Here is a 21,025-nt window from a genome sequence, read left to right on the forward strand (position 1 = left end):
ATTTTTAATTTTGGAGGAAGCATGTTTAAGAATACCCGTTTGTCCGCATTTTTTGCCGCGGTTCTGTTGTCCGTTACCGCTACTACCGCTCTGGTAGCAGCTCCGGCATTCGCTGACGCGCCAGCATCGGCTGCCGCTTCGGCTCCTGCGGCAGACGCTGCACCAGCACCAGTTGCTGCAGATGCAGCCGCTCCAGCAGCAGACGCAGCAGCTCCAGCCGCTGATGCAGCAGCTCCAGCCAAAACCGAAGAAGTGCACAACCCGTTCGGCCTGTCCGCAGTATGGGACGGCGGCTTCGTGCCACGCGCTACCCTGATCATCCTGTCCATCATGTCGATCGGCAGCTGGTACATCATCATCACCAAACTGCTGGATCAAATGAAGATCTTCAAGCAAGCCAAAGAAGCCGCTTCCAAATTCTGGAAAGCTCCTTCGATCGCTGCTGGTTCGGCAACCCTGAGCGAAGGCTCGCCATTCCGCTTCATCGCTGAATCGGGCACCAAGGCAACCGCACACCATGACGGCGCCCTGCTGGAACAAATCGACCTGTCGACCTGGGTGACGATGTCGATCCAGCGCGCTTCGGACAAAGTCCAATCGCGTCTGCAAGATGGCCTGTCGTTCCTGGCAACCGTTGGTTCGACCGCACCGTTTATCGGTCTGTTCGGTACCGTTTGGGGTATTTACGGCGCGCTGACCGCTATCGGCATGACCGGTAACGCATCGATCGACAAAGTTGCAGGTCCAGTTGGTGAAGCACTGATCATGACCGCTTTCGGTCTGCTGGTCGCCGTTCCTGCCGTTCTGGGTTACAACTGGCTGGTTCGTCGTAACAAATCCGCAATGGAAGACATCCGCTCGTTCAGCGCCGACGTTCACTCGGTTCTGGTTTCCGGCGTAATGTCGACCAGCGAAGCTGGCCGTGCTGCCGGCGCTAAAAAGATCGGATAAGAATCATGTCGATGTCCGTCGGCTCCGACAGCGGAGATGAAGATCAAGTAATGTCAGAAATCAACACGACGCCGCTCGTCGACATCATGTTGGTTTTGCTGATCATTTTCTTGATCACCAGTCCGGTTGTCCTCAAATTGCAGAAAATCGATCTGCCGATCGAGGCCAACCAAGCCCTTCAAAGCAAGCCAGAAAACGTCAACATCGTTGTTAACAAGGACGGTGAGATTTACCTGGGCCAGACCAGACTGAAAGACACGAACGAATTGTTCGATTATCTTAAAGTTGAAGCAGTGAAAGTACCGCAGCCGGAAGTACACGTTCGTGGCGACCAAGAAACACGCTACGAATCGATCGGCCGGGTTATTTACACGACCCAACGTGCCGGGATCCAGAAGGTCGGCTTCATCACCGAACCACCTGACAAGGGCTGATAGCGACTGGCGGCGGCGTCCCGGCAACATGGGGATGCCGCCGCCAGAAGCTGACCGGGCGGCAGTTTCGCCCGGTGCTTCGTTGGACTTCTTAAAGGAAACACTATGAGTATGAATGTCGGTTCGGGAAGCGCAGCAGGCGCGGATCCGGAACCAATGATGGAACTGAACATGACGCCCCTCATCGACGTGATGCTGGTGCTGATTATCATGTTGATCATCACGATTCCTAAGCAAAACCACTCGGTGAACTTGAACATGCCGGTCGGCACCCCGCCGCCACCGACAACCGAACCAGTGGTCGTCACGATCGATGTCGATTTTGACGGTACGATCTTGTGGGACAATCAGGTCATTCCTGACCGCGCTTCGCTGGAAGCCAAGCTGAGCAACGTTGCTGCGCAAGCAGACCAGCCGGAAGTGCATTTGCGTCCGAACAAGCTGGTGGAATACAAAGTCGTCGCCGGTGTGATGGCGTCGGCGCAGCGTCTGGGCGTGACCAAAATCGGTCTGGTCGGCAACGAGCAATTCCAGTAAGCTGCAGCAATCAGGTTCTCTTTACATCCGAATAGGCAGGACTTCCTGCCTATTCGCTTTTTACTGAAAGACTTTCTTATGTCCAAGTTTCGTCTCGCTCATCTCGGCCTCGTCATGGCCGCTATCGGTTTTACCGCAGCAACTCCCGTAATCGGCCTGGGCTCGCTGGCATACGCCGCGGACACCGTGCGTGCCGAAGTGGGCAAGCCACTGCAAGAAGCGCAAAAACTCGCTAGCAGCGGCAAAAACAAGGAAGCGCTGGCCAAGCTGCGCGAAGCTGACAGCGTCGGCGGCAAGACCGCCTTTGAAAGCTACCAGATCGAACGCGTGCGCGCTTCGGCCGCTGCCGCCGCCGGCGACAACGGCACCGCCATCAAGGCCTTTGAAGCCGTCATCAATTCCGGCCGCCTGAGCGCCGCCGAAGCCCCGAAATTCACGCAAGCCCTGGCCGGCATGTACTACCGCGCCAAGGACTGGCCGAACACCATCACCTGGATCAAGCGCTCGCTGAAAGACCGCGACGATGCCCAGATGCGCGAACTGCTGATCCAGACCTACTACGTCAGCGGCAACTACGCCGAAGCGGCGAAAGAGCTGCAATCGCGCGGCGGCAACTCGGAAGCAAGCCTGCAAATGCTGGCCAACATCCAGTTGAAGCAAAACGACAAGGGCGGCTACGTCGCCACCCTGGAAAAACTGGCATCGAGCTATCCGAAAACCAGCTACTGGGCTGACCTGCTGAACCGCGTTTCGGGCAAGCCTGGCTTCTCGCAACGCCTGGCCCTGGACGTCCAGCGCCTGCGCCTGGCCAACGGCCTGTTCAGCAAACCTTCCGAATACATGGAAATCAGCCAGCTGGCCCTGCAAGCAGGCAATCCTGGCGAAGCGCTGAGCATCATCGAGCAAGGCTACAAAAAAGGCGTACTGGGTACCGGCGCCGATGCGCCACGTCACCAGCGCCTGAAAGACCTGGCCCTGAAAACCCAGGCCGAGCTGAAAGCCAACGCCGCCAAGTCGGAAGCGGAATACGTCAAGAACAAGGACGCCGACAGCTTGAGCAAGCTGGGCTTCGCCCTGGTCTACGACGGCCAGGCCGACAAGGGCCTGGGCTTGATGAACGATGCCGTGAAAATGGGCACCGCCAAGTATGCGGAAGAAGCCAAGCTGCATCTGGGCATCGCTTACATTCACGCCGGCAAGAAGTCCAATGCCTCGACAGCACTCAAAGCCGTCAAGGGCACGGATGGCGCGGCTGACCTGGCCCGTTACTGGACGTTGATGAATAAATAAGGCAACATCCTCCGGGAGTTGCAGGCAGCTAGTCGAGTGCCATCCAAAAGCGTTGCCAGCACACCCGCCGGCAACGCTTTTTGTTATTTCAGCAGTGAAATTCGCCCTGTGCCCGCCCTGCCGGGTGTGCATCCCTGAAACAGTCCGTATAATCCCCCTTTTGGCACAGTTTTTCATCAGATTCCTATGAAGGTATTCCGCGGACTTCCCAATGCCCAGGCACGAGCGCCTTGCGCTCTGACCATCGGCAATTTTGACGGTGTCCACATCGGCCATCAGGCCTTGCTGGCGCGCGTGCGCGGCGCCGCGACCGAACTCGGCATTGAAGCGGCCGTGATGACGTTCGAGCCGCACCCGCGCGAATTCTTTGCGCAGCGCGCGGGCGACCTGTCAAAGGCCCCGCAGCGCATCGCCAACTTGCGCGACAAGCTGCAATCGCTGGACGACGCCGGCATCGACCGTGTCGTCGTCGAGCACTTCAGCGCCCAGTTCGCCGCCTTGACGCCGCAGGAATTCACGGAAAAAGTCCTCGTCGACGGCTTGCACGTGAAATGGCTGATGGTCGGCGACGACTTCTGCTATGGCGCCCGGCGCGCCGGCGACGTGGCCATGCTGCAGGAAGCGGGCCGCCAATATGGTTTCCATGTAGAAACATTGCCTACCGTGATGAGCGGCAGCACGCGCATCTCGTCCTCGGCCGTGCGCCTGGCGCTGGCGGCAGGCGATTTCCCGCTGGCCACGCAGTTGCTGGGCCATCCGTATGCCATTTCCGGCCACGTCATCCACGGCCAGAAACTGGGCCGCGCCCTCGGCTTCCCCACCCTGAACCTGCGCGTGGCGCACCGCCCCGCCCTGTCCGGCATCTTCATCGTGCAAGTACATGGCCTGGGACCGGTGCCGCTGCCGGCCGTGGCCAGCCTCGGCGTACGCCCCACCGTCGACGACAGCGGCCGCGTCTTGCTGGAAGTGCATCTGTTTGATTTTGCCCAGTCCTGCTATGGCAAGCTGGTGCGCGTGGAATTCCTGGAAAAACTGCGCGACGAAGAGAAGTACGACGATTTGCCCACCCTGACGGCCGCCATCGAGCGCGACTCGAACCAGGCGCGCGCGTATTTTGAGCAGCGCAGCGGCGCCATTACCGCCACCGACCGAATTTGACGCCGGCCAACTCCACCGCCTGGCGGCACCTGCCGCCGCCAACCCGCTGCAAAAATATACTCCATACCATTAAAGAAGATTATGTCCGATCAAAACAAGCCAGCCACGCCCAAGCAGAACAAGAAGCCTGAAAGCAAATACCCGGTCAACATGACGGAAACCCCGTTCCCGATGCGCGGCGACATGGCCAAGCGCGAGCCGCAATGGGTACAGCAATGGCAAGACAAGAAGATTTACGAGCGCGTGCGCAAGGCTGCCGCCGGCCGCCCGAAATTCATCCTGCATGACGGCCCGCCGTACGCGAATGGCGATATCCACCTGGGCCACGCCGTCAACAAGATCCTGAAGGACATGGTCGTCAAGTCGCGCTCGCTGGCCGGCTTCGACGCGCCGTACGTGCCGGGCTGGGATTGCCACGGCATGCCGATCGAGATCCAGATCGAAAAACTGCACGGCAAGAACCTGCCGACGGCCGAAGTGCTGGAAAAGGCCCGCGCCTACGCCAACGTGCAGGTCGAGCGCCAGAAAAAGGATTTCATCCGCCTGGGCGTGCTGGGCGAGTGGGACAACCCCTACCTGACGATGGCGCACGGCAATGAAGCCGACGAATTGCGCGCGCTGGGCAAGCTGCTGGAAAAAGGTTATGTCTACCGCGGCCTGAAGCCCGTCAACTGGTGCTTCGACTGCCAGTCGGCCTTGGCCGAGGCGGAAGTGGAATACGCGGAAAAACGCGATCCCGCCATCGATGTCGGGTTCAAGTTTGAAGAGCTTGAACGAATCGCGCAAGCCTTTGGCTTGCGCTCCCTGCCGACCGATAACGGTTTCATCGTCATCTGGACCACCACGCCGTGGACCATCCCGTCGAACCAGGCCCTGAACGTGCACCCGGAAGTCAAATATGCGCTGGTGAAAGCCGAGCGCGATGGCCAGCCGCTGCTGCTGATCCTGGCGCAAGACCTGGTCGTCGCCAGCCTGGCGCGCTTCAAACTCGATGGCACGACCATCGCCACGTGCGACGGCGCGGCCCTGGCCGGCATCAGCTTCCGCCACCCGCTGCATGCGGCCGACGCGTTCTATGACCGCTTGTCGCCTTTGTACCTGGCCGAATACGTGACCACGGAAAGCGGCACGGGCGTGGTGCACTCGGCGCCAGCCTACGGCCTGGACGACTTCATCTCGTGCAAGGCGCACGGCATGAAGGACGACGACATCATCAAGCCCGTCATGGGCGACGGCAAGTTCGCCTCGACCCTGCCCCTGTTCGGCGGCATGACCATCTGGGAAGCGTCGAAGCCGATCTGCAACGCCTTGCGCGAAGCGGGCGCGCTGTTCGAAGTCAAGATGTTCGACCACAGCTACATGCATTGCTGGCGCCACAAGACGCCGATCATCTACCGCGCCACCTCGCAGTGGTTCGCCGGCATGGACGTGACGCCGAAGGACGGCGGCGCAACCCTGCGCGAAACGGCCTTGCAAGGCATCGCCGACACCGAGTTCTTCCCGGACTGGGGCCAGGCGCGCCTGCACGGCATGATCGCCAACCGTCCCGACTGGACCCTGTCGCGCCAGCGCCAGTGGGGCGTGCCGATGGCCTTCATCGTGCACAAGGAAACGGGCGACCTGCATCCGCGCACGCCGGAACTGCTGGAGCAAGTGGCCAAGCTGATCGAAAAGGACGGCATCGAGGCATGGCAGGCGCTGGACTTGAAAGACCTGATCGGCGACGAAGCGGCCATCTACGCCAAGAACAAGGACACGCTGGACGTGTGGTTCGATTCCGGCGCCACGCACCAGACGGTGCTGGGCGGCCCGCAAGGCCATGGTTCGCACTCGACGCAGCTGCAATTCCCGGCCGACCTGTACCTGGAAGGCTCGGACCAGCATCGCGGCTGGTTCCACTCGTCGCTGCTCGTATCGTCGATGCTGAACGGCCGTCCGCCGTACAAAGCCCTGCTGACGCACGGCTTCACGGTCGATGGCGAAGGCAAGAAGATGTCCAAGTCGCTGGGCAATACCCTGGCGCCGCAAAAGATCTCGGACACCCTGGGCGCGGACATCCTGCGCCTGTGGATCGCGTCGACCGACTACACGGGCGAGCTGTCGATCTCCGACGAGATCCTGAAACGCGTGACGGAATCGTATCGCCGCATCCGCAACACCCTGCGCTTCCTGCTGGCCAATACGTCGGACTTCAATCCGGCCACGGACGCCGTGCCGGTGGCGGAAATGTTCGAAATCGACCGCTATGCGCTGGCCAACATGGCGTCGCTGCAAACGCAGATCGAGAACAACTACGCGCGCTACGAGTTCCACCCGGTGGTGTCGAAGCTGCAGACGTACTGCTCGGAAGACCTGGGCGGCTTCTACCTGGACATCCTGAAAGACCGTTTGTACACCTCGGGCCTGACGTCGCACGCGCGCCGTTCTGCGCAGACGGCCCTGTGGCACATCACGCAAAGCCTGCTGCGCCTGATGGCCCCTGCCCTGTCGTTCACGGCCGAAGAAGCATGGGCCGTCTTCGCCGGAGCGGATGCTTACGCCGCCAGCGATGAAACCATCTTCACGCAAACCTGGTGGCAGCTGCCGGAAGTTTCGGACGCCGCCGGCCTGCTGGAGAAATACACGGCACTGCGCGCCGTGCGCACGGACGTGACAAAACAGCTGGAAGACCTGCGCACCTCGGGCGCCATCGGTTCGTCGCTGCAGGCGGAACTGACGATCAAGGCCGCGCCGATGAAGTACAAGCTGTTGACCACCCTGGGCGAGGACTTGAAGTTCGTCTTCATCACCTCGCAAGCCACGGTGGCCGAGGTGGCCGACGAAGCGGCCGAGGAAGTGGTCGTAACCGCGTCGACGGCGCCGAAGTGCGAGCGCTGCTGGCACTACCGTAGCGACGTGGGCACGGACGCCGCGCATGCTACCCTGTGCGGCCGCTGCGTCAGCAATCTGTTTGGCAAGGGCGAATCGCGCCGTTTCGCATAGACTGTCACCCCGGGGCGCTGCCTGCGTCCCGCTTCCAACCGCCGCCTGCCACCAGGCGGCGGCTTTATCTTCCCTGGAAAAATATGGCCACTAAAAACCGTTTTTCATCGAAATCGTCATCCTCGGCGTCGCTCGTGCCCTGGCTGGGCATTGCCGCCATCGTCATCCTGTTCGACCAGATCACCAAGATCACGATCCTGAAGACCTTCCGCTATGCGCAAGAGATGGTCATCACCTCGTATTTCAACCTGGTGCTCGCGTATAACAAGGGCGCCGCGTTCAGCTTCCTGTCCGACCAGGGTGGCTGGCAGCGCTATTTCTTCACCGGCATCGCCCTGGCGGCCGCCATCTACATCATCTATCTGCTGAAAAAGCACGCCGGCCAGCGCATGTTCTGCTGGGCCCTGGCGCTGATACTCGGCGGCGCGCTGGGCAACGCCATCGACCGCCTGATGTACGGCCACGTGGTCGATTTCCTCGACTTCCACTGGAAAAGCTGGGGCCATTTCCCCGCTTTCAATATCGCCGACAGCGCCATCTGCATCGGTGCGGCCCTGTTCATCATCGATGAACTGCGCCGGGTAAACAAATAGACACGCAGGAGAACGGCATGGAATTGTCCGGCAAAAAAATCGTTCTGGGACTTTCGGGCGGCGTCGCCTGCTACAAGGCGGCGGAACTGTGCCGCGCGCTGACAAAGGCCGGCGCCTCGGTGCAAGTGGTGATGACGGATGCGGCCAGCCACTTCATCACGGCCGTCACGATGCAGGCCCTGTCCGGCCACCCCGTGCACACGAGCCAGTGGGATGCGCGCATCGACAACAACATGGCGCATATCGATTTGACGCGCCATGCGGATGCCATCCTGATCGCGCCGTGTTCGGCCGATTTTCTGCGCAAGCTCGCGCACGGCGTGTGCGACGACCTGCTGTCGACCCTGTGCCTGGCCCGTCCTTCCCACCTGCCCCTGCTGGTGGCGCCGGCCATGAACGTGGAAATGTGGCAGAACCCCGCCACGCAGCGCAATGTGCAGCAGCTGCGCGACGACGGCATCAAGCTGTTCGGCCCGGCCGCCGGCGAGCAGGCGTGCGGCGAAGTTGGCCTGGGCCGCATGCTGGAACCGGAGCAGCTGCTGACGGAGCTGATCGCCGCCTTCCAGCCGAAAGTCCTGGCGGGCAAGCGCGTGCTGGTCACGGCCGGCCCCACCTTCGAAGCCATCGACCCCGTGCGCGGCATCACCAATCTGTCCTCGGGCAAGATGGGCTATGCGGTGGCGCGCGCGGCGCGCGAAGCAGGCGCCGAGGTGCTGCTCATTTCCGGCCCCACGGCCCTGGACGCGCCCTTCGGCGTGCGCCGCATCGATGTGCAAAGCGCGCAGCAGATGCATGATGCGGTACTGGCCCACGTCGACGGCCAGCATGTCTTCGTCGCTGTCGCCGCCGTGGCCGACTGGCGCGTCGCCAACGCCAGCGACCAGAAGATGAAAAAGCAGGCCGACGGCTCCGTGCCCGAGCTGCAGTTCGCGCAAAACCCCGACATCCTTGCCACCGTGGCGGCGCGCACCAACCTGGCCGGCTATCCGTACTGCGTGGGCTTTGCCGCCGAATCGGAAAACCTCGTGGAATTCGGCTCGACCAAGCGCGAAAAGAAGGGCATCCCTCTGCTGGTCGGCAACATCGGCCAAAACACGTTCGGCCAGGACGACAACACCATCATCCTGTTCGACGAGGAAGGCCATACCGTGCTGCCGCGCGCCTCGAAACTGAACCTGGCGCGCCAGCTGATTTCGGAAATCTCGAAGCGGCTGGCAAAAAATTCACTGCTCAAATAATCCATTTTTAGACGACTTAGCTTCAATGAAAAATATCGACATCAAGATCCTCGACGCCCGCATGAAAGAACTGCTGCCAGCCTACGCCACGCCGGGCAGCGCCGGTCTGGACCTGCGCGCCTGCATCGATGAAGCCATCACCATCGAAGCGGGCCAGACGGTGCTCATTCCCACGGGCCTGGCCATCCACATCGGCGACCCGTCGTATGCGGCCATGATTTTGCCGCGCAGCGGCATGGGCCACAAAAACGGCATCGTATTGGGGAATCTGGTAGGCTTGATCGACTCCGATTACCAGGGCCAGCTGATGGTATCGACCTGGAACCGGGGCCAGAGCGCTTTCACGCTCAATCCCATGGAACGCCTGGCGCAACTGATTATCGTGCCGGTGCTGCAAGTGGGCTTTAACGTCGTCGAGGAATTCGGCGACAGCGAACGCGGTGTTGGCGGTTTCGGCAGCACCGGCAAACATTAAGGATTTTCTCATGCCAGGTTTCCGCCATCTGATCCCAGCCCCGACTTCGCTGCGCCATCTGGCCTCGCCACTGCTGGTGGCTTGCGTTGCCCTTCTCTCTGCCTGCACCACGCCAGCGACGCATGTCAGCGGCCCGTTCAACGTCGTGCCGGCGCCCGATGCACCCGCGCCGACGGCGCAGCAAAAGGCGGCGCAGGAAGAACTGGTGAAGATGGTGGCGCTGCAGGACCGCCTGTCGAAAGTCTCGGCGCCCCTGCTGATCAACAATGCGGACCTGTGCAAGACGTATGCGCGCAACCTGCTGGGCTTCACGGCGCAGAATAAGTATTCCTACCCTGGCATCTATGCCGACGCGGCCCAGGCGGCGCTCGGCTACGGCGAACAGATGCAGGTCTCCGGCGTCTTGCCGGGCAGCGGCGCAGCGCGCGCCGGCTTGCGCAAGGGCGACGGCTTGCTGGCCGCCGAAGGCAAGCCGCTGCCGGCCGGCCCGAAAGCGGAAGGCCCGTTTGGCGCCATCGTCGGCCCGCTGGCCTCGAAAAGCGCGAGCCTGAACATGACCATCGCCCGCGATGGCCAGCAGCAGGACCTGAAAATTCCCGTCACGCGCGCCTGCGCCTTCCGCGTCGCCCTGGGCAATGCGGACAATGTCAACGCCTACTCGGACGGTTCGCGCATCATGCTCACGCGCGGCATGGTCAATGCGGCGCAAAACGACGAAGGCATCGCCTTTGTCATCGCCCGCGAAATGGCGCACAACATCCTTGACCACGCGCGCAGCCAGCGCACGGCAGGCACGGCCGGCAGCATCATCGACAGCCTGGGCGCCGTGCAGCCCGACGTGTCGATGCTGACGGGCGCCGCCGGCATCAAGGCCATGCCGCAGGAACTCGACGTGCAAGCCGACACCCTGGCCATCTACCTGCTGGCGCGCGCCGGCTACAACGTCGATAACGCCGCACGCTTCTGGCAGCGCCTGGCCACGCAAGTGCCGGCGACAGTCGCCAACGGCTACACGGCGCTGCATCCCGGCACCAACTCGCGCATGGCCGCCGTCAACCGCGCCGTCACCGACGTGCGCGCCAAGCAGGCGGCGAAGAAACCGCTCAAGCCTTAGAACGCCTACCATAACCTACTGCGCGTCGCGCTTTGCGGTCTGCGATGCTCACTGTGCTCAAGCACAGTTGCGCTTCTCGGCCACAAATCGCTGCCGCTCGTTACGGTTCTGTCAGACGTTCTTCATCCTGATCAAACAGGGTTTGCTCAGGCGCCCGGGAAGTTGGGGAAGTAGGTGCCCATGATCCAGGTCAGGGCACCGCAGAACACCACGGCTAAAAACAGGACGATGAGCAGCTTGCCGAACTTGGGAATACCCTCTTCTTGCGTCTTGACTTCATTTGACATGAAAATTCTCCGCAGGGTGATGGAACAGGTAGTATATCCACAATCTTGAATACTTTTCCATACTTTGCCGCGTACCTGCGGCTTTCCTCCTGCGCGCCATGGACAGCATCGACCTTGAAGTTCTGAAAACCAGCGCCGCCTGGCTCGACGCCGGCCACCGCTGCGAACTCGTTACCGTCATCAAGACCTGGGGCTCCAGCCCCCGCCCCGTGGGCGCCACCCTGGCCATCTGCGACGATGGCACGGTGGTCGGCTCCGTTTCCGGCGGCTGCATCGAAGATGATTTGATCGACACCGTGCGCGTGCATGGCATCGTGCGCACGCTGCCGGAAATCGTCAGCTACGGTATCAGCGCCGACGAGGCGCACCGCTTCGGCCTGCCTTGCGGCGGCACCATCGAACTGGCCATCGAGCCGCTGCATGCGGGCAGCCGCGTGGCCGAACTGCTGGCGCGCCTGGAAGCCCATGAACTGGTCGAGCGCCGCCTCGCCTTGCGCAGCGGCGCCGTCGCCCTGCAGCGCGCCACGCCGGGCGCCGTGCTGGCACTGGACGATGGCGTACTCACCACGCAGCATGGCCCGCGCTGGCGCCTGCTGATCATCGGCGCCAGCCAGCTGTCGCGCTTCGTGGCGCAAATCGCCACGGCCATGGATTACCACGTCATCGTCTGCGACCCGCGCGAGGAATACCGGGGCGGCTGGAACGTGCCCGGCGTGCCCCTGCTGCACGCCATGCCCGACGATCTCGTGCTGGAATTAAAGCTCGACAGCCGCAGCGCCGTCGTCGCCCTCACGCACGATCCCAAGCTCGATGACCTGGCCCTGATGGAAGCGCTCAAGTCCCCAGCGTTTTACGTGGGCGCCATCGGCTCGCGCGCCAACAACGCCAGGCGCCGCGAGCGGCTGCTGCAGTTCGACGTCAGCGCGGAACAGCTGGCGCGCCTGCATGGCCCCATCGGCCTGTACATCGGCAGCAAGACGCCGGCCGAAATCGCCATTTCCATCCTGGCCGAACTGACGGCCGTGAAAAATGGCGTGCCCGACGCCCTGCAGATCCAGCACGCGGCGGCCCTGAGTCCGCCCACCAGCGACATCTGCGCGCGCTGAAGGCAAACAGCAAGAAACGCGGTGCGTCCGCATCGCCTCCCTGATACCGTCTTTGACTTTGGCCCACCATGACCCTGCTGCACTGGACCCTCCCCCTTCCCGCCGGCTACCGCCGCGACGATGTCATCGCCTTCCACAGCCGCGACGGGGAAGCCGTGGCCGAACAAGTCACGCCGACGGGCCTGCGCAAGGGCATTTTGCTGCGCGGCGTGCCCGTGGTGCTGGACGTGGCGTTCACGGACGCTGCCGCCGTCTGCCGCGCCGAGATCGACAGCGATGACGCTGCCGGTCTTCAAACGCCGCTGCACGGCGCCCTGCTCAATATCCTCGGCCTGCGCATCGACCCGCAGCCGTTCGCGCAACTGGCCGCCGGCGACACGCTGCTGGCGCCTTTGGTCCGGCGCAATCCGGGCTTGCGCATCGTGCAATCGGCCAGCCCCTTCGAGGCGCTGACCTGGGCCATCATCGGCCAGCAGATCAACCTGCCGTTCGCCATCGCCCTGCGCCGCACCTTCATCTTGCAGGCGGGACGCCAGCACGGAGACGGCTTGTGGTGCTATCCCGAGGCGCGCGACGTGGCCAGGCTGGAAATCGAGGATTTGACCAGCCGCAAATTCTCGCGCGCCAAGGCAGAAACCGTGCTGCGCCTGGCAAACCTCGTCAACGACGGAGAGCTGTCACTGGAGCTGCCGCCCTCCGGCGACGTGGCGGCCATTTCGCAGGCGCTGCTGGCCGTTAAGGGCATCGGCCCGTGGACCGTCAATTACGCGCTGCTGCGCGGCTACGGCTATGCCGACTGCTCGCTGCACGGCGACGTGGCCATCCGCGCCGCCCTGCAAAAGCTGCTCGGCGAAGAGAGCAAGCCGGACATGGCGCGCACGGAGCAGTGGCTGCGCCAGTACGCGCCGCACCGCACCATGGCGGCCGCCCACCTGTGGGCCAGCCTGCATGCGCCGGAAATAAATATTTTGCCTGCGCGGGAATAAACGGCGGGCGGCACGCGTCTATCCCTTGCAAGCCCTCAAAACCTCAAGGAGACCATCATGCGCTTTACCACTTTTGCCGCCACCGCCCTTTTCACCGCCTTGTCCGCCCCGCTGGCCTTTGCCGCCGACGTCATGCCGGCCAACGGCATGCTGGTCAACGCCAGCGGCATGACCGTGTATGTGTTCGACAAGGATGTCGCCGACAGCGGCAAGAGCGCCTGCAGCGGCGGCTGCCTGGTGGCCTGGCCCGCCGTCATCGCCACCGAAGCGGCGCCCGCCGCCCCGTATGGCAGCATCAAGCGCGAAGACAACGGCGCCATGCAGCTGACCTACAAGGGCAAGCCCCTGTATTTGTACAAGGAAGACAAGAAACCGGGCGACGTGGCCGGCGACAACTTCAAGAACGTGTGGCACGTCGTCAAGCCCTAAGCCCCCCTCCCGCCGCCACGATGACCACGCAAGAGGACAGCCGCACACTGCAAGCCTGCCTGCCCGGCCTGCGCCGCTATGCGCGCGCGCTGGTGGGCGCCGTGCACGCGGACGATCTGGTGCAGGACACCGTGGAGCGGGCCTGGCGCAAGTTCGACCAGTGGCAACGGGGTGGCGAGATGCGGCCCTGGCTGTTTTCCATCATGCACAACCTGCACGTGGATCAATTGCGCCGCCCCGGCCTGGCGCTGCAGGAACTCGACGACGACGCCCTGCTGCCCGCCCCGGAGCACGCGCCGGGGCAAGCCATCGCCATCGGCGAAATGGATGCGGCGCTGGCCCGTTTGCCGCTGGGGCAGCGCGAAGTCATCCTGCTTGTCGCGCTTGAACAGATGCCGTATGAGCAGGTGGCGTCCACCCTGGGCATCCCCGTCGGCACGGTCATGTCGCGGCTGTCGCGCGGGCGCGAGCGGCTGCGCGAACTGCTCGATGGCCGCCCCGCCGGCAGCCATGGCGCCCCTACCCTGAAAGTCGTGAAATGACAACGCAAGCCATCAGCGAAGCGCAATTGCACGCCCTGGCCGACGGCGTCCTGCCCCAGGCGCAGCGCGCGGCTGTCGACGCCCACCTGCACGCACACCCCGAGGATGCCGCCAGGGTGGACGCCTGGCGCGAACAGAACCGGCAATTGCGTGCCCTGTTCGACCCCGTGCTGGACGAAGCCGTGCCGCCGGACCTGCTGCAAGCGGCATCGCCACCGTCGGCGAACGGCGCCTGGCAGCGCCACGCCATGCAGGCGGCAGCGGCCATCGTGCTGGTGATCGCAGGCGGCGCGGGCGGCTGGCTGCTGCGCGGCGATGGCGGCGACATGCGGACCACCAGCGCCAGCCCGATGTCGCTGGCGCGCAGCGCCGCCATCGCCCATGCCGTCTACACGCCCGAAGTGCGCCATCCCGTGGAAGTGGGTGTCGAACAGGAGGCGCACCTGGTGCAATGGCTGTCGAAACGCCTGGACAGCAAATTGCAGCCGCCCGCGCTGTCACCGCTCGGCTATCACCTGATCGGCGGCCGCCTGCTGCCCGGCGATGGCGACGGCCCCGTGGCGCAATTCATGTATGAAGATGCCGGCGGCAAGCGCCTGACCCTGTATGTGGCGAAAGAACGGGCAGGCAGGCAGGAAACAGCCTTCCGCTACACGCAGGAAAAGGAGCTGAGCGTGTTTTACTGGATCGACGGCCAGCTTGGTTACGCCCTCTCAGCGAGCCTGCCCAAACGGGAGCTGGGCAAGATCGCCAACGCCGTGTATGCGCAGCTGGAGCAAGCCCGCTAAGCCCCGCCATCCATGCGCAAGTGCGCTGAACGCCAGCCCGGTATCAGTCCAGCGCACGCCGCAGTTCCGCATACGCGTCGACCAGCCGCTCCTTCGAATAGCCGCGATTGAGCCCACTGGGATTGGGTAATATCCACACGCGCGCGCCGCCGAAGCGCTCCGGCTGTTCGCCCCACGCCAGCTGGCGTTTCCCCGTCATCGCCGCGTAGGCAGCTTTGCCCAGGAATGCGATCCACTGCGGCTGCAGCAATGCCAGTTTATGCTGCAGGCCCGCCGCCGCTTGCGCAAACTCGTCCGCCCCCACCTGGTCCGCGCGGCTGGTCGGGCGCCCGACGGCCGCCGTCAAACCCAGCCCGAAACCGAGCACGCTGGCATCGTCTTGCGGCGCCACCAGATGCGGCGTGAAGCCGGCCAGGTGCAGCACCGGCCAGAAACGGTTGCCGCGGCCGAGAAAATGGTGGCCGGCCGCCGCCGCGTCCACGCCCGGATTGAGGCCGCAAAAAACCACTTGCAAGCCGGGAGCGAGGATGTCGGGCAAGCCCGGCGCCGTTGTGAGGTATGTCATGAAAACTCCAATATCAGAAGCCGCAGTATGCCACCGGCCCCATGTCCTGCAGCGCAGGGCGGGCGGTGCTACCATCCCGTACTGATGAGCTCATCCGTATGGTGGATGGCCGTCGCGCTTTCCCGCACCATCCCACACCGAGGAATACACATGACGACCCTGACCATCAATGGCAAGCAGCACGAGCTTGCGCTGCCTGAAGACACGCCCCTGCTGTGGGCCCTGCGCGACGAACTGGGCATGACCGGCACCAAATTCGGCTGCGGCATGGCCCTGTGCGGCGCCTGCACCGTGCACCTCGATGGCGAAGCCATCCGCTCCTGCGTGACGCCGATGTCGGCCGCCGCCGGCAAGAATATCACCACCATCGAAGCCGTGGGCGAAGACAAGGTCGGCCTGGCGCTGCAGCAGGCCTGGCAGGAACACGGCGTGCCCCAATGCGGCTACTGTCAGGCCGGGCAGATCATGTCGGCCACGGCCCTGCTGCACAAGACCCCAAGGCCGAACGACCAGCAAATCCGCGAAGCGATGAGCGGCAATATCTGCCGCTGCGGCACCTATACTCGCATCCACGCGGCCATCAAGCAGGCCGCGACCAGCATCCACGCGAAAGGAGCGGCCAAATGAGCATGCATGACACTCCTGCCGCACATTCGCCTGCGCGGCGCAACTGGCTCAAGGCCGCCGGCGCGCTGGCCGGTTTGACCCTGGTGGCCGGCCCTTCCGGCCTCGTGATGGCGGCCGATGCCGTCAAATACGGCGGCGAGAAGATGGCTGGCGGCGTGGTCGACGACAGCCTGGTCTTCCTGTCGGTCGGTGCCGACGGCATCGTCACCATCGTGGCGCACCGCTCCGAAATGGGCCAGGGCATCCGCACCAGCCTGCCCATGGTGGCGGCCGACGAACTGGGCGCCGACTGGGCGCAGGTGCGCGTGCAGCAGGCGACCGCCGACGAAGCGCGCTACGGCAGCCAGGATACAGACGGCTCGCGCAGCATGCGCCACTCGTTCCGCGCCATGCGCCACGTGGGCGCCACCGCGCGCCTGATGCTGGAAACGGCGGCCGCCGTGCGCTGGGACGTACCCGTGACGGAAGTCAAAGCCGTCAACCACGCGGTCGTGCATGCGGCCAGCGGACGCTCGCTGTCCTTTGGCGCCCTGGCCGAAGAGGCGGCCAAATTGCCGGTGCCGCCACGCGCGCGCATCAGCCTGAAAACGGCGGGCGAGCTGCGCTACATCGGCCAAACCAGCACGCGCGGCATCGACTTGCACGACATCGTCACGGGCAATACCCACTTCGGCATCGACACGCGCCTCGACGGCATGGCGTACGCCGTCATCGCCCGCCCTCCCGTCTTTGGCGGCAAGCTGAAAAGCGTGGACAAGACGGCGGCCCTGAAAGTGCCGGGCGTGCTGCGCATCGTCGAACTGGCGGGCAGTCCGCCGCCAGCCATGTTCAGTCCTCTGGGCGGCGTGGCCGTCATCGCCAGCAACACCTGGGCCGCCATCAAGGGCCGCGAAGCGCTGGTGCTGGAATGGGAAGATGGCCCGAACGGCGGCTACGATTCGAAGACCTTCCGCAAAACCCTGGAAGCGGCCGTGCGACAGCCGGCCAGCCCGGCGCGCGACCAGGGCAAGACGGTGGCCACGCTGGCCGCCGCTCCCGCCGCGCGGACATTCAGTGCCGAATACTATCTGCCCCACCTGGCCCACGCCACCATGGAGCCCCCCGCCGCCACCGTGCGCATCGCCAACGACAAGGCCGAAGTATGGGCCTGCGTGCAGGCGCCGCAGGCGACGCGCAGCAATGTGGCCAAGGCCCTGGGCCTGGCGTATGACGACGTGACCGTCCACGTGACCCTGCTCGGAGGCGGCTTCGGGCGCAAATCGAAACCCGATTTCGCCGTCGAGGCGGCGCTGCTGTCGAAAGCCATGGATGGCGCGCCCGTCAAGCTGACGTGGACGCGCGATGACGACCTGCAGCACGACTACCTGCACACGGTATCGGTCGAACGGCTGGAAGCGTCGCTGGACGCGAAAGGCATGCCGACGGCCTGGCTGCACCGCACGGCCGCGCCCACCATCACCTCGACCTTTGCCGCCGGCGCGAGCAGGCAGGCGCCGTTCGAGCTGGGCATGTCGGCCATCAATGTGCCGTTCGCCATTGCGAACATCCGCGTCGAAGTGCCCGAAGTGCCGGCCCACACGCGCATCGGCTGGTTCCGTTCCGTGTCGAATATCCCGCACGCGTTTGCCATCCAGTCGTTTACGGCCGAACTGGCGCATGCGGCAAAAAAGGATCATCGCGACTACCTGCTCGCGCTGCTGGGCCCCGCGCGCAAGATCAACCCGGCCGACCTGTCCGACGGCTGGAACTATGGCGAAGATCCGGCGAAGTATCCGGTCGACATCGGCCGCATGCGCCACGTGATCGAGCTGGTGACGGCCAAGGCGGGCTGGGGCCGCAAGCTGCCCAAGGGACGGGGGCTGGGCCTGGCCGTCTCCTACAGCTTTGTCACCTATGTGGCGGCCGTGATCGAAGTGGAGATCAATGCGGCCGGCGAAGTCATCGTGCCGAGGGTCGACATCGCCATGGATTGCGGCCCGCAAATCAATCCGGACCGCGTGCGCTCGCAGATCGAGGGCGCCTGCATCATGGGCCTGTCGCTGGCCATGAGCGGCGAAATCAGTTTCAAGAATGGCCGGGTCGAGCAAAGCAATTTCCACGACTACGCCGTGCTGCGCGCCGCCGACGCGCCGCGCGTGATCCACACGCACCTGGTGCCGGGCACCCTGGACATGGAGTTGGGCGGCGTGGGCGAACCGGCCACGCCGCCCATCGCGCCAGCCCTGTGCAACGCCATCTTCGCGGCCACGGGCAAGCGCATCCGCGCCCTGCCCGTAGGCATGCAGCTGGCGAAAAAGGCTTAGGTCCGCCGCGCGGCAGGCAACTGCAGCAGCAACGCTGCGGCGGCGACCAGGGCGGCACCGGCCGCCAGCAGCCACATGGGCCAGTCGAGCAGGAGCAGCACCCCGCCGGTGGCCGCGCCAATGGCGCTGCCCAGGTACAGCGCCGATTCGTTGAGGGCGATGGCCAGGTTGCCATCGCCCTGCCGCGCGCGCACGGCCAGCAGTTGCTGGTTCTGCGGCACTTGCAGGGCCCAGCCAGCCGCGCCCCACAGTGCGATCGGCGCGAGCATCAGCCAGGCCGACCAGCCGGCCGCCAGCGGCAGCGCGCACAAGGCCAGCGCCAGCAGCAGCAAGATGAAGCAGGTCAGTTTCGGCGCCGCCACCTTGTCCGCCCACGGTCCGACCAGCACGCTGCCCGCGATCCCCCCCACGCCCCAGGCCCACAGGAAGGGAGTGGTGGACAGCGCCGCCCCCTGCGCCGACCACGCCAGCAACGGCGCGATAAACGTGTACATGCCCAGGCTGGCGATGGCCGCCAGCAGCGATACCAGCAGGATGGACAGCACCTGCCCATCGGCCAGCAAGACCAGCTTGCGGCGCAGCGACGTGGCCGGCACCGCCGGCAGCGCGGGCAGCTTCCACAGCAAGCCCGCCAGCGCCAGCCCGCCAAGGACGGCGACCAGCCACAGGGCCGCGGTCCAGTCCAGCTGCTGCGCCAGCAGCAAACTCAAGGGCACGCCCAGCACCGTGCCGCCCGCCATGCCGCCCATGATCACGCCGATGGCCTTGCCCCGCTGCTGCGGCGCCGACACGCCGGCCGCCGCCGCGATGCCCAGCGCCAGGTAGACACCAGCACCGACGCCGGCAATGGCGCGCCATGCCAGCAAACCGCTGAAACCAGGCGCCAGCGCGCTGGCCCCGTTCGCCAGCACGAACACGGCCAGGGCGATCAGGAGGCCCGAGCGCTGCGCGCGCGCCGGCAACAAGGCCACCACCAGCGGCGAGCCGAGGCCATAGGCCAGCGTAAACGCCGTCACCAGTTGCGCGGCCATCGCCAGGGAGATGGAAAAGGCACTGGCAATCATCGGCATCAGGCCCGCCGTCACATACGACGCCATGCCCAGCGCGAACGCGCCCATGGCGATCAGGTAGACGGTGGCAGGCAGCGCGGCGATGGCAGGCGCGAGGCTACTGGAGGAGGAAGAGTCGGACATGGGCAAGCTTTCGGAAAGAAAGCAGGCATTCTGGAATACAATATAAACAATTACAATTTAACTGTTTATGCTATTACTGATAGCAACAGGCTTACCGGAAAGGCATCACCATGCGCACCTTGGCCCGCACCCGCCACGAACTGGCCGCCTACCTGCAGGCGCGGCGCGCACGCCTGTCGCCGGAAGACGTGGGCTTGCCCGGCGGTGGAAGGCGGCGTACACCGGGCTTGCGCCGCGAAGAAGTGGCGGCGCTGGCCGGCGTGGGGCTGACCTGGTACACCTGGCTGGAGCAGGGGCGCGACATCGGCGTCTCGAGCGCCTTTCTCGACAAGCTGGCCGAGGTGCTGAAACTGGACGCGGCCGAGCGCCGCCACCTGTTCCTGCTGGCGCATGCGCGTCCGCCGGCCGAAGAGGGCAAGACGTTTTGCGTAGTGCCGCCGCTGGTGCGCCGCCTGATGCACGAGCTGGCGCATCCGGCATATGTGCTCAATTTGCGCTGGGACGTGCTGGCGTTCAACGGGGGCGCCGACACCCTGTTTGGCTTCGGCGCGCATGCTGCCTCGCGGCGCAATCTGCTGTGGCTCTTGTTTACCGACCCGCTGCTGCGATCCCGCTTCGCGGCGTGGGAAGAGCAGGCGCCGCTGATGCTGTCGAGCTTTCGCCGCGACTATGCGCGCGCCACGCAGGAAGCGGATATCCACGCGCTGGTGGAGGAACTGGAAAAAGTCTCGCCCGAATTCAAGTTATGGTGGCGCCGCCACGACGTGCATGCGCCATGTGCCGGCGTACGCCGCCTGACAATCGACGGCGGGGAGGTCGCATATGAACATACCTCGCTCACCATCGATGCGGACCGCCATCTGCGGCTGGTGGTGTATGCACGCCAGGCGCAGGAGTGACCTGCAGCGCACAACGAAAAAACCGCTGATTCTCTTGCGAGAAATCAGCGGCTTCGAATTGGTTGCGGGGACAGGATTTGAACCTGTGACCTTCGGGTTATGAGCCCGACGAGCTGCCAGACTGCTCCACCCCGCAGACGAATTATATACCAGATTGTTGCGCGGCGTAAAGGCGTGAATTGACAATGTCATTCCTGCCCCGTCTGCCGAATATTGTCGTTGTCCAGCAATGGAAAAAGCCGCTGATCTTTTGCAAGAATCAGCGGCTTTCCGGTATTGGTTGCGGGGACAGGATTTGAACCTGTGACCTTCGGGTTATGAGCCCGACGAGCTGCCAGACTGCTCCACCCCGCACAAGAATTATAAGGGCAAACGGGTGGCTTAGGCAATAGCTATCTCAACTTAGGCTGCAATAGAGCTATTTAATTAAAAACCCCGGCCAATTGCCGATTGGCATTGTGTCCTCCCGACACGCCACGCCGCGCGCAATCGGTGTACAGTAAGCGTTACACTAGACTTCCATTTTCC

Annotated in this window: 21 protein-coding genes and 2 tRNA genes; 18 read left to right on the forward strand and 5 right to left on the reverse strand. The window is 64.1% G+C overall.

Translation table 11 applies throughout. The features are described from left to right. The first annotated feature begins 21 nt into the window (after positions 1 to 21). The 10 genes from U0004_RS23955 to U0004_RS24000 all read left to right on the forward strand — a co-directional run bounded on the left by U0004_RS23955 (position 22) and on the right by U0004_RS24000 (position 10,772). A complete protein-coding gene (locus U0004_RS23955; RefSeq protein WP_167468694.1) occupies positions 22 to 951 on the forward strand; it encodes a MotA/TolQ/ExbB proton channel family protein in 930 nt (309 codons plus the stop codon). Positions 952 to 956: 5 nt separating this feature from the next. Beyond that, on the forward strand, positions 957 to 1,385 hold the full coding sequence (locus tag U0004_RS23960; protein WP_034785240.1) for an ExbD/TolR family protein: 429 nt from the start codon (positions 957 to 959) through the stop codon (positions 1,383 to 1,385). A 105-nt stretch (positions 1,386 to 1,490) separates the two neighbouring features. Next, a complete protein-coding gene (locus U0004_RS23965) occupies positions 1,491 to 1,922 on the forward strand; it encodes an ExbD/TolR family protein (RefSeq protein ID WP_177886013.1) in 432 nt (143 codons plus the stop codon). Between the two features lie 78 nt (positions 1,923 to 2,000). Further along, on the forward strand, positions 2,001 to 3,212 hold the full coding sequence (locus tag U0004_RS23970; protein ID WP_034785237.1) for a tetratricopeptide repeat protein: 1,212 nt from the start codon (positions 2,001 to 2,003) through the stop codon (positions 3,210 to 3,212). A 186-nt stretch (positions 3,213 to 3,398) separates the two neighbouring features. Continuing rightward, positions 3,399 to 4,370, forward strand: coding sequence for a bifunctional riboflavin kinase/FAD synthetase (locus U0004_RS23975; protein ID WP_070253699.1), 972 nt, complete (start codon positions 3,399 to 3,401; stop codon positions 4,368 to 4,370). Positions 4,371 to 4,451: 81 nt separating this feature from the next. Beyond that, positions 4,452 to 7,352 (forward strand): isoleucine--tRNA ligase, encoded by a 2,901-nt coding sequence (ileS, locus tag U0004_RS23980; protein ID WP_070253698.1) that lies wholly within the window; start codon positions 4,452 to 4,454, stop codon positions 7,350 to 7,352. An 83-nt stretch (positions 7,353 to 7,435) separates the two neighbouring features. Then, positions 7,436 to 7,945 (forward strand): signal peptidase II, encoded by a 510-nt coding sequence (gene lspA / locus U0004_RS23985; protein ID WP_034754175.1) that lies wholly within the window; start codon positions 7,436 to 7,438, stop codon positions 7,943 to 7,945. Between the two features lie 17 nt (positions 7,946 to 7,962). Then, on the forward strand, positions 7,963 to 9,183 hold the full coding sequence (gene coaBC / locus U0004_RS23990) for a bifunctional phosphopantothenoylcysteine decarboxylase/phosphopantothenate--cysteine ligase CoaBC (protein WP_034785232.1): 1,221 nt from the start codon (positions 7,963 to 7,965) through the stop codon (positions 9,181 to 9,183). A 25-nt stretch (positions 9,184 to 9,208) separates the two neighbouring features. Continuing rightward, a complete protein-coding gene (gene dut, locus U0004_RS23995; RefSeq protein WP_034785229.1) occupies positions 9,209 to 9,658 on the forward strand; it encodes a dUTP diphosphatase in 450 nt (149 codons plus the stop codon). 10 nt (positions 9,659 to 9,668) lie between these two features. Beyond that, positions 9,669 to 10,772 carry a M48 family metallopeptidase gene (locus U0004_RS24000; protein WP_070253697.1) on the forward strand — a complete coding sequence of 368 codons (1,104 nt, stop codon included), beginning with the start codon at positions 9,669 to 9,671 and terminating at the stop codon, positions 10,770 to 10,772. 146 nt (positions 10,773 to 10,918) lie between these two features. Here the strand turns inward: U0004_RS24000 and U0004_RS24005 are convergent, their stop codons facing one another. Next, positions 10,919 to 11,059, reverse strand: coding sequence for a hypothetical protein (locus U0004_RS24005; RefSeq protein ID WP_162835767.1), 141 nt, complete (start codon positions 11,057 to 11,059; stop codon positions 10,919 to 10,921). A 98-nt stretch (positions 11,060 to 11,157) separates the two neighbouring features. Between U0004_RS24005 and U0004_RS24010 the strand changes: the two genes are divergently transcribed. The 5 genes from U0004_RS24010 to U0004_RS24030 all read left to right on the forward strand — a co-directional run bounded on the left by U0004_RS24010 (position 11,158) and on the right by U0004_RS24030 (position 14,910). Beyond that, positions 11,158 to 12,165 (forward strand): XdhC family protein, encoded by a 1,008-nt coding sequence (locus U0004_RS24010; RefSeq protein WP_070253696.1) that lies wholly within the window; start codon positions 11,158 to 11,160, stop codon positions 12,163 to 12,165. Positions 12,166 to 12,233: 68 nt separating this feature from the next. After that, complete coding sequence (locus U0004_RS24015) at positions 12,234 to 13,151, forward strand: DNA-3-methyladenine glycosylase family protein (RefSeq protein WP_070253695.1); 918 nt, start codon at positions 12,234 to 12,236, stop codon at positions 13,149 to 13,151. A 57-nt stretch (positions 13,152 to 13,208) separates the two neighbouring features. Then, positions 13,209 to 13,580, forward strand: a complete 372-nt coding sequence (locus U0004_RS24020) for a COG4315 family predicted lipoprotein (RefSeq protein WP_058050557.1) — start codon at positions 13,209 to 13,211, stop codon at positions 13,578 to 13,580. A gap of 20 nt (positions 13,581 to 13,600) precedes the next feature. Continuing rightward, positions 13,601 to 14,122 carry an RNA polymerase sigma factor gene (locus U0004_RS24025; protein WP_070253694.1) on the forward strand — a complete coding sequence of 174 codons (522 nt, stop codon included), beginning with the start codon at positions 13,601 to 13,603 and terminating at the stop codon, positions 14,120 to 14,122. Beyond that, a complete protein-coding gene (locus U0004_RS24030) occupies positions 14,119 to 14,910 on the forward strand; it encodes an anti-sigma factor family protein (protein WP_070253693.1) in 792 nt (263 codons plus the stop codon). Before U0004_RS24025 ends, U0004_RS24030 begins: the two co-directional genes overlap by 4 nt. 43 nt (positions 14,911 to 14,953) lie before the next feature. Here the strand turns inward: U0004_RS24030 and mug are convergent, their stop codons facing one another. Further along, the gene (gene mug, locus U0004_RS24035; protein WP_070253692.1) at positions 14,954 to 15,475 is read right to left on the reverse strand and encodes a G/U mismatch-specific DNA glycosylase; all 522 of its coding nucleotides are present in this window, start codon (positions 15,473 to 15,475) and stop codon (positions 14,954 to 14,956) included. 150 nt (positions 15,476 to 15,625) lie between these two features. Between mug and U0004_RS24040 the strand changes: the two genes are divergently transcribed. Further along, complete coding sequence (locus U0004_RS24040; RefSeq protein WP_070253691.1) at positions 15,626 to 16,102, forward strand: (2Fe-2S)-binding protein; 477 nt, start codon at positions 15,626 to 15,628, stop codon at positions 16,100 to 16,102. Further along, positions 16,099 to 18,405, forward strand: a complete 2,307-nt coding sequence (locus U0004_RS24045) for a xanthine dehydrogenase family protein molybdopterin-binding subunit (protein WP_070253690.1) — start codon at positions 16,099 to 16,101, stop codon at positions 18,403 to 18,405. The genes U0004_RS24040 and U0004_RS24045 overlap by 4 nt, the downstream gene beginning before the upstream one ends. Here the strand turns inward: U0004_RS24045 and U0004_RS24050 are convergent. Beyond that, positions 18,402 to 19,598: an MFS transporter gene (locus U0004_RS24050; protein ID WP_070253689.1), complete on the reverse strand. Its 1,197-nt coding sequence runs from the start codon at positions 19,596 to 19,598 to the stop codon at positions 18,402 to 18,404. The genes U0004_RS24045 and U0004_RS24050 overlap by 4 nt on opposite strands. A 110-nt stretch (positions 19,599 to 19,708) precedes the next feature. On the opposite strand from U0004_RS24050, the gene U0004_RS24055 reads away from it, so the two are divergent. Beyond that, complete coding sequence (locus U0004_RS24055) at positions 19,709 to 20,497, forward strand: helix-turn-helix transcriptional regulator (RefSeq protein WP_070253688.1); 789 nt, start codon at positions 19,709 to 19,711, stop codon at positions 20,495 to 20,497. A gap of 59 nt (positions 20,498 to 20,556) precedes the next feature. On the opposite strand, the gene U0004_RS24060 is transcribed toward U0004_RS24055, so the two are convergent. Both U0004_RS24060 and U0004_RS24065 read right to left on the reverse strand, forming a co-directional pair. After that, positions 20,557 to 20,633: transfer RNA gene (locus U0004_RS24060), tRNA-Met, on the reverse strand. A 141-nt stretch (positions 20,634 to 20,774) separates the two neighbouring features. Then, positions 20,775 to 20,851: transfer RNA gene (locus U0004_RS24065), tRNA-Met, on the reverse strand. Positions 20,852 to 21,025: the final 174 nt, after the last annotated feature.

This window comes from Janthinobacterium lividum (genome assembly GCF_034424625.1).
Classification (GTDB): Bacteria; Pseudomonadota; Gammaproteobacteria; order Burkholderiales; family Burkholderiaceae_D; genus Janthinobacterium; species Janthinobacterium lividum.

Coding starts and splice junctions, on each gene's coding strand:
- U0004_RS23955 (WP_167468694.1), top strand. CDS start 22: ATGTTTAAGAATACCCGTTTGTCCGCATTTTTTGCCGCGGTTCTGTTG.
- U0004_RS23960 (WP_034785240.1), top strand. CDS start 957: ATGTCGATGTCCGTCGGCTCCGACAGCGGAGATGAAGATCAAGTAATG.
- U0004_RS23965 (WP_177886013.1), top strand. CDS start 1,491: ATGAGTATGAATGTCGGTTCGGGAAGCGCAGCAGGCGCGGATCCGGAA.
- U0004_RS23970 (WP_034785237.1), top strand. CDS start 2,001: ATGTCCAAGTTTCGTCTCGCTCATCTCGGCCTCGTCATGGCCGCTATC.
- U0004_RS23975 (WP_070253699.1), top strand. CDS start 3,399: ATGAAGGTATTCCGCGGACTTCCCAATGCCCAGGCACGAGCGCCTTGC.
- ileS (WP_070253698.1), top strand. CDS start 4,452: ATGTCCGATCAAAACAAGCCAGCCACGCCCAAGCAGAACAAGAAGCCT.
- lspA (WP_034754175.1), top strand. CDS start 7,436: ATGGCCACTAAAAACCGTTTTTCATCGAAATCGTCATCCTCGGCGTCG.
- coaBC (WP_034785232.1), top strand. CDS start 7,963: ATGGAATTGTCCGGCAAAAAAATCGTTCTGGGACTTTCGGGCGGCGTC.
- dut (WP_034785229.1), top strand. CDS start 9,209: ATGAAAAATATCGACATCAAGATCCTCGACGCCCGCATGAAAGAACTG.
- U0004_RS24000 (WP_070253697.1), top strand. CDS start 9,669: ATGCCAGGTTTCCGCCATCTGATCCCAGCCCCGACTTCGCTGCGCCAT.
- U0004_RS24005 (WP_162835767.1), bottom strand. CDS start 11,059: ATGTCAAATGAAGTCAAGACGCAAGAAGAGGGTATTCCCAAGTTCGGC.
- U0004_RS24010 (WP_070253696.1), top strand. CDS start 11,158: ATGGACAGCATCGACCTTGAAGTTCTGAAAACCAGCGCCGCCTGGCTC.
- U0004_RS24015 (WP_070253695.1), top strand. CDS start 12,234: ATGACCCTGCTGCACTGGACCCTCCCCCTTCCCGCCGGCTACCGCCGC.
- U0004_RS24020 (WP_058050557.1), top strand. CDS start 13,209: ATGCGCTTTACCACTTTTGCCGCCACCGCCCTTTTCACCGCCTTGTCC.
- U0004_RS24025 (WP_070253694.1), top strand. CDS start 13,601: ATGACCACGCAAGAGGACAGCCGCACACTGCAAGCCTGCCTGCCCGGC.
- U0004_RS24030 (WP_070253693.1), top strand. CDS start 14,119: ATGACAACGCAAGCCATCAGCGAAGCGCAATTGCACGCCCTGGCCGAC.
- mug (WP_070253692.1), bottom strand. CDS start 15,475: ATGACATACCTCACAACGGCGCCGGGCTTGCCCGACATCCTCGCTCCC.
- U0004_RS24040 (WP_070253691.1), top strand. CDS start 15,626: ATGACGACCCTGACCATCAATGGCAAGCAGCACGAGCTTGCGCTGCCT.
- U0004_RS24045 (WP_070253690.1), top strand. CDS start 16,099: ATGAGCATGCATGACACTCCTGCCGCACATTCGCCTGCGCGGCGCAAC.
- U0004_RS24050 (WP_070253689.1), bottom strand. CDS start 19,598: ATGTCCGACTCTTCCTCCTCCAGTAGCCTCGCGCCTGCCATCGCCGCG.
- U0004_RS24055 (WP_070253688.1), top strand. CDS start 19,709: ATGCGCACCTTGGCCCGCACCCGCCACGAACTGGCCGCCTACCTGCAG.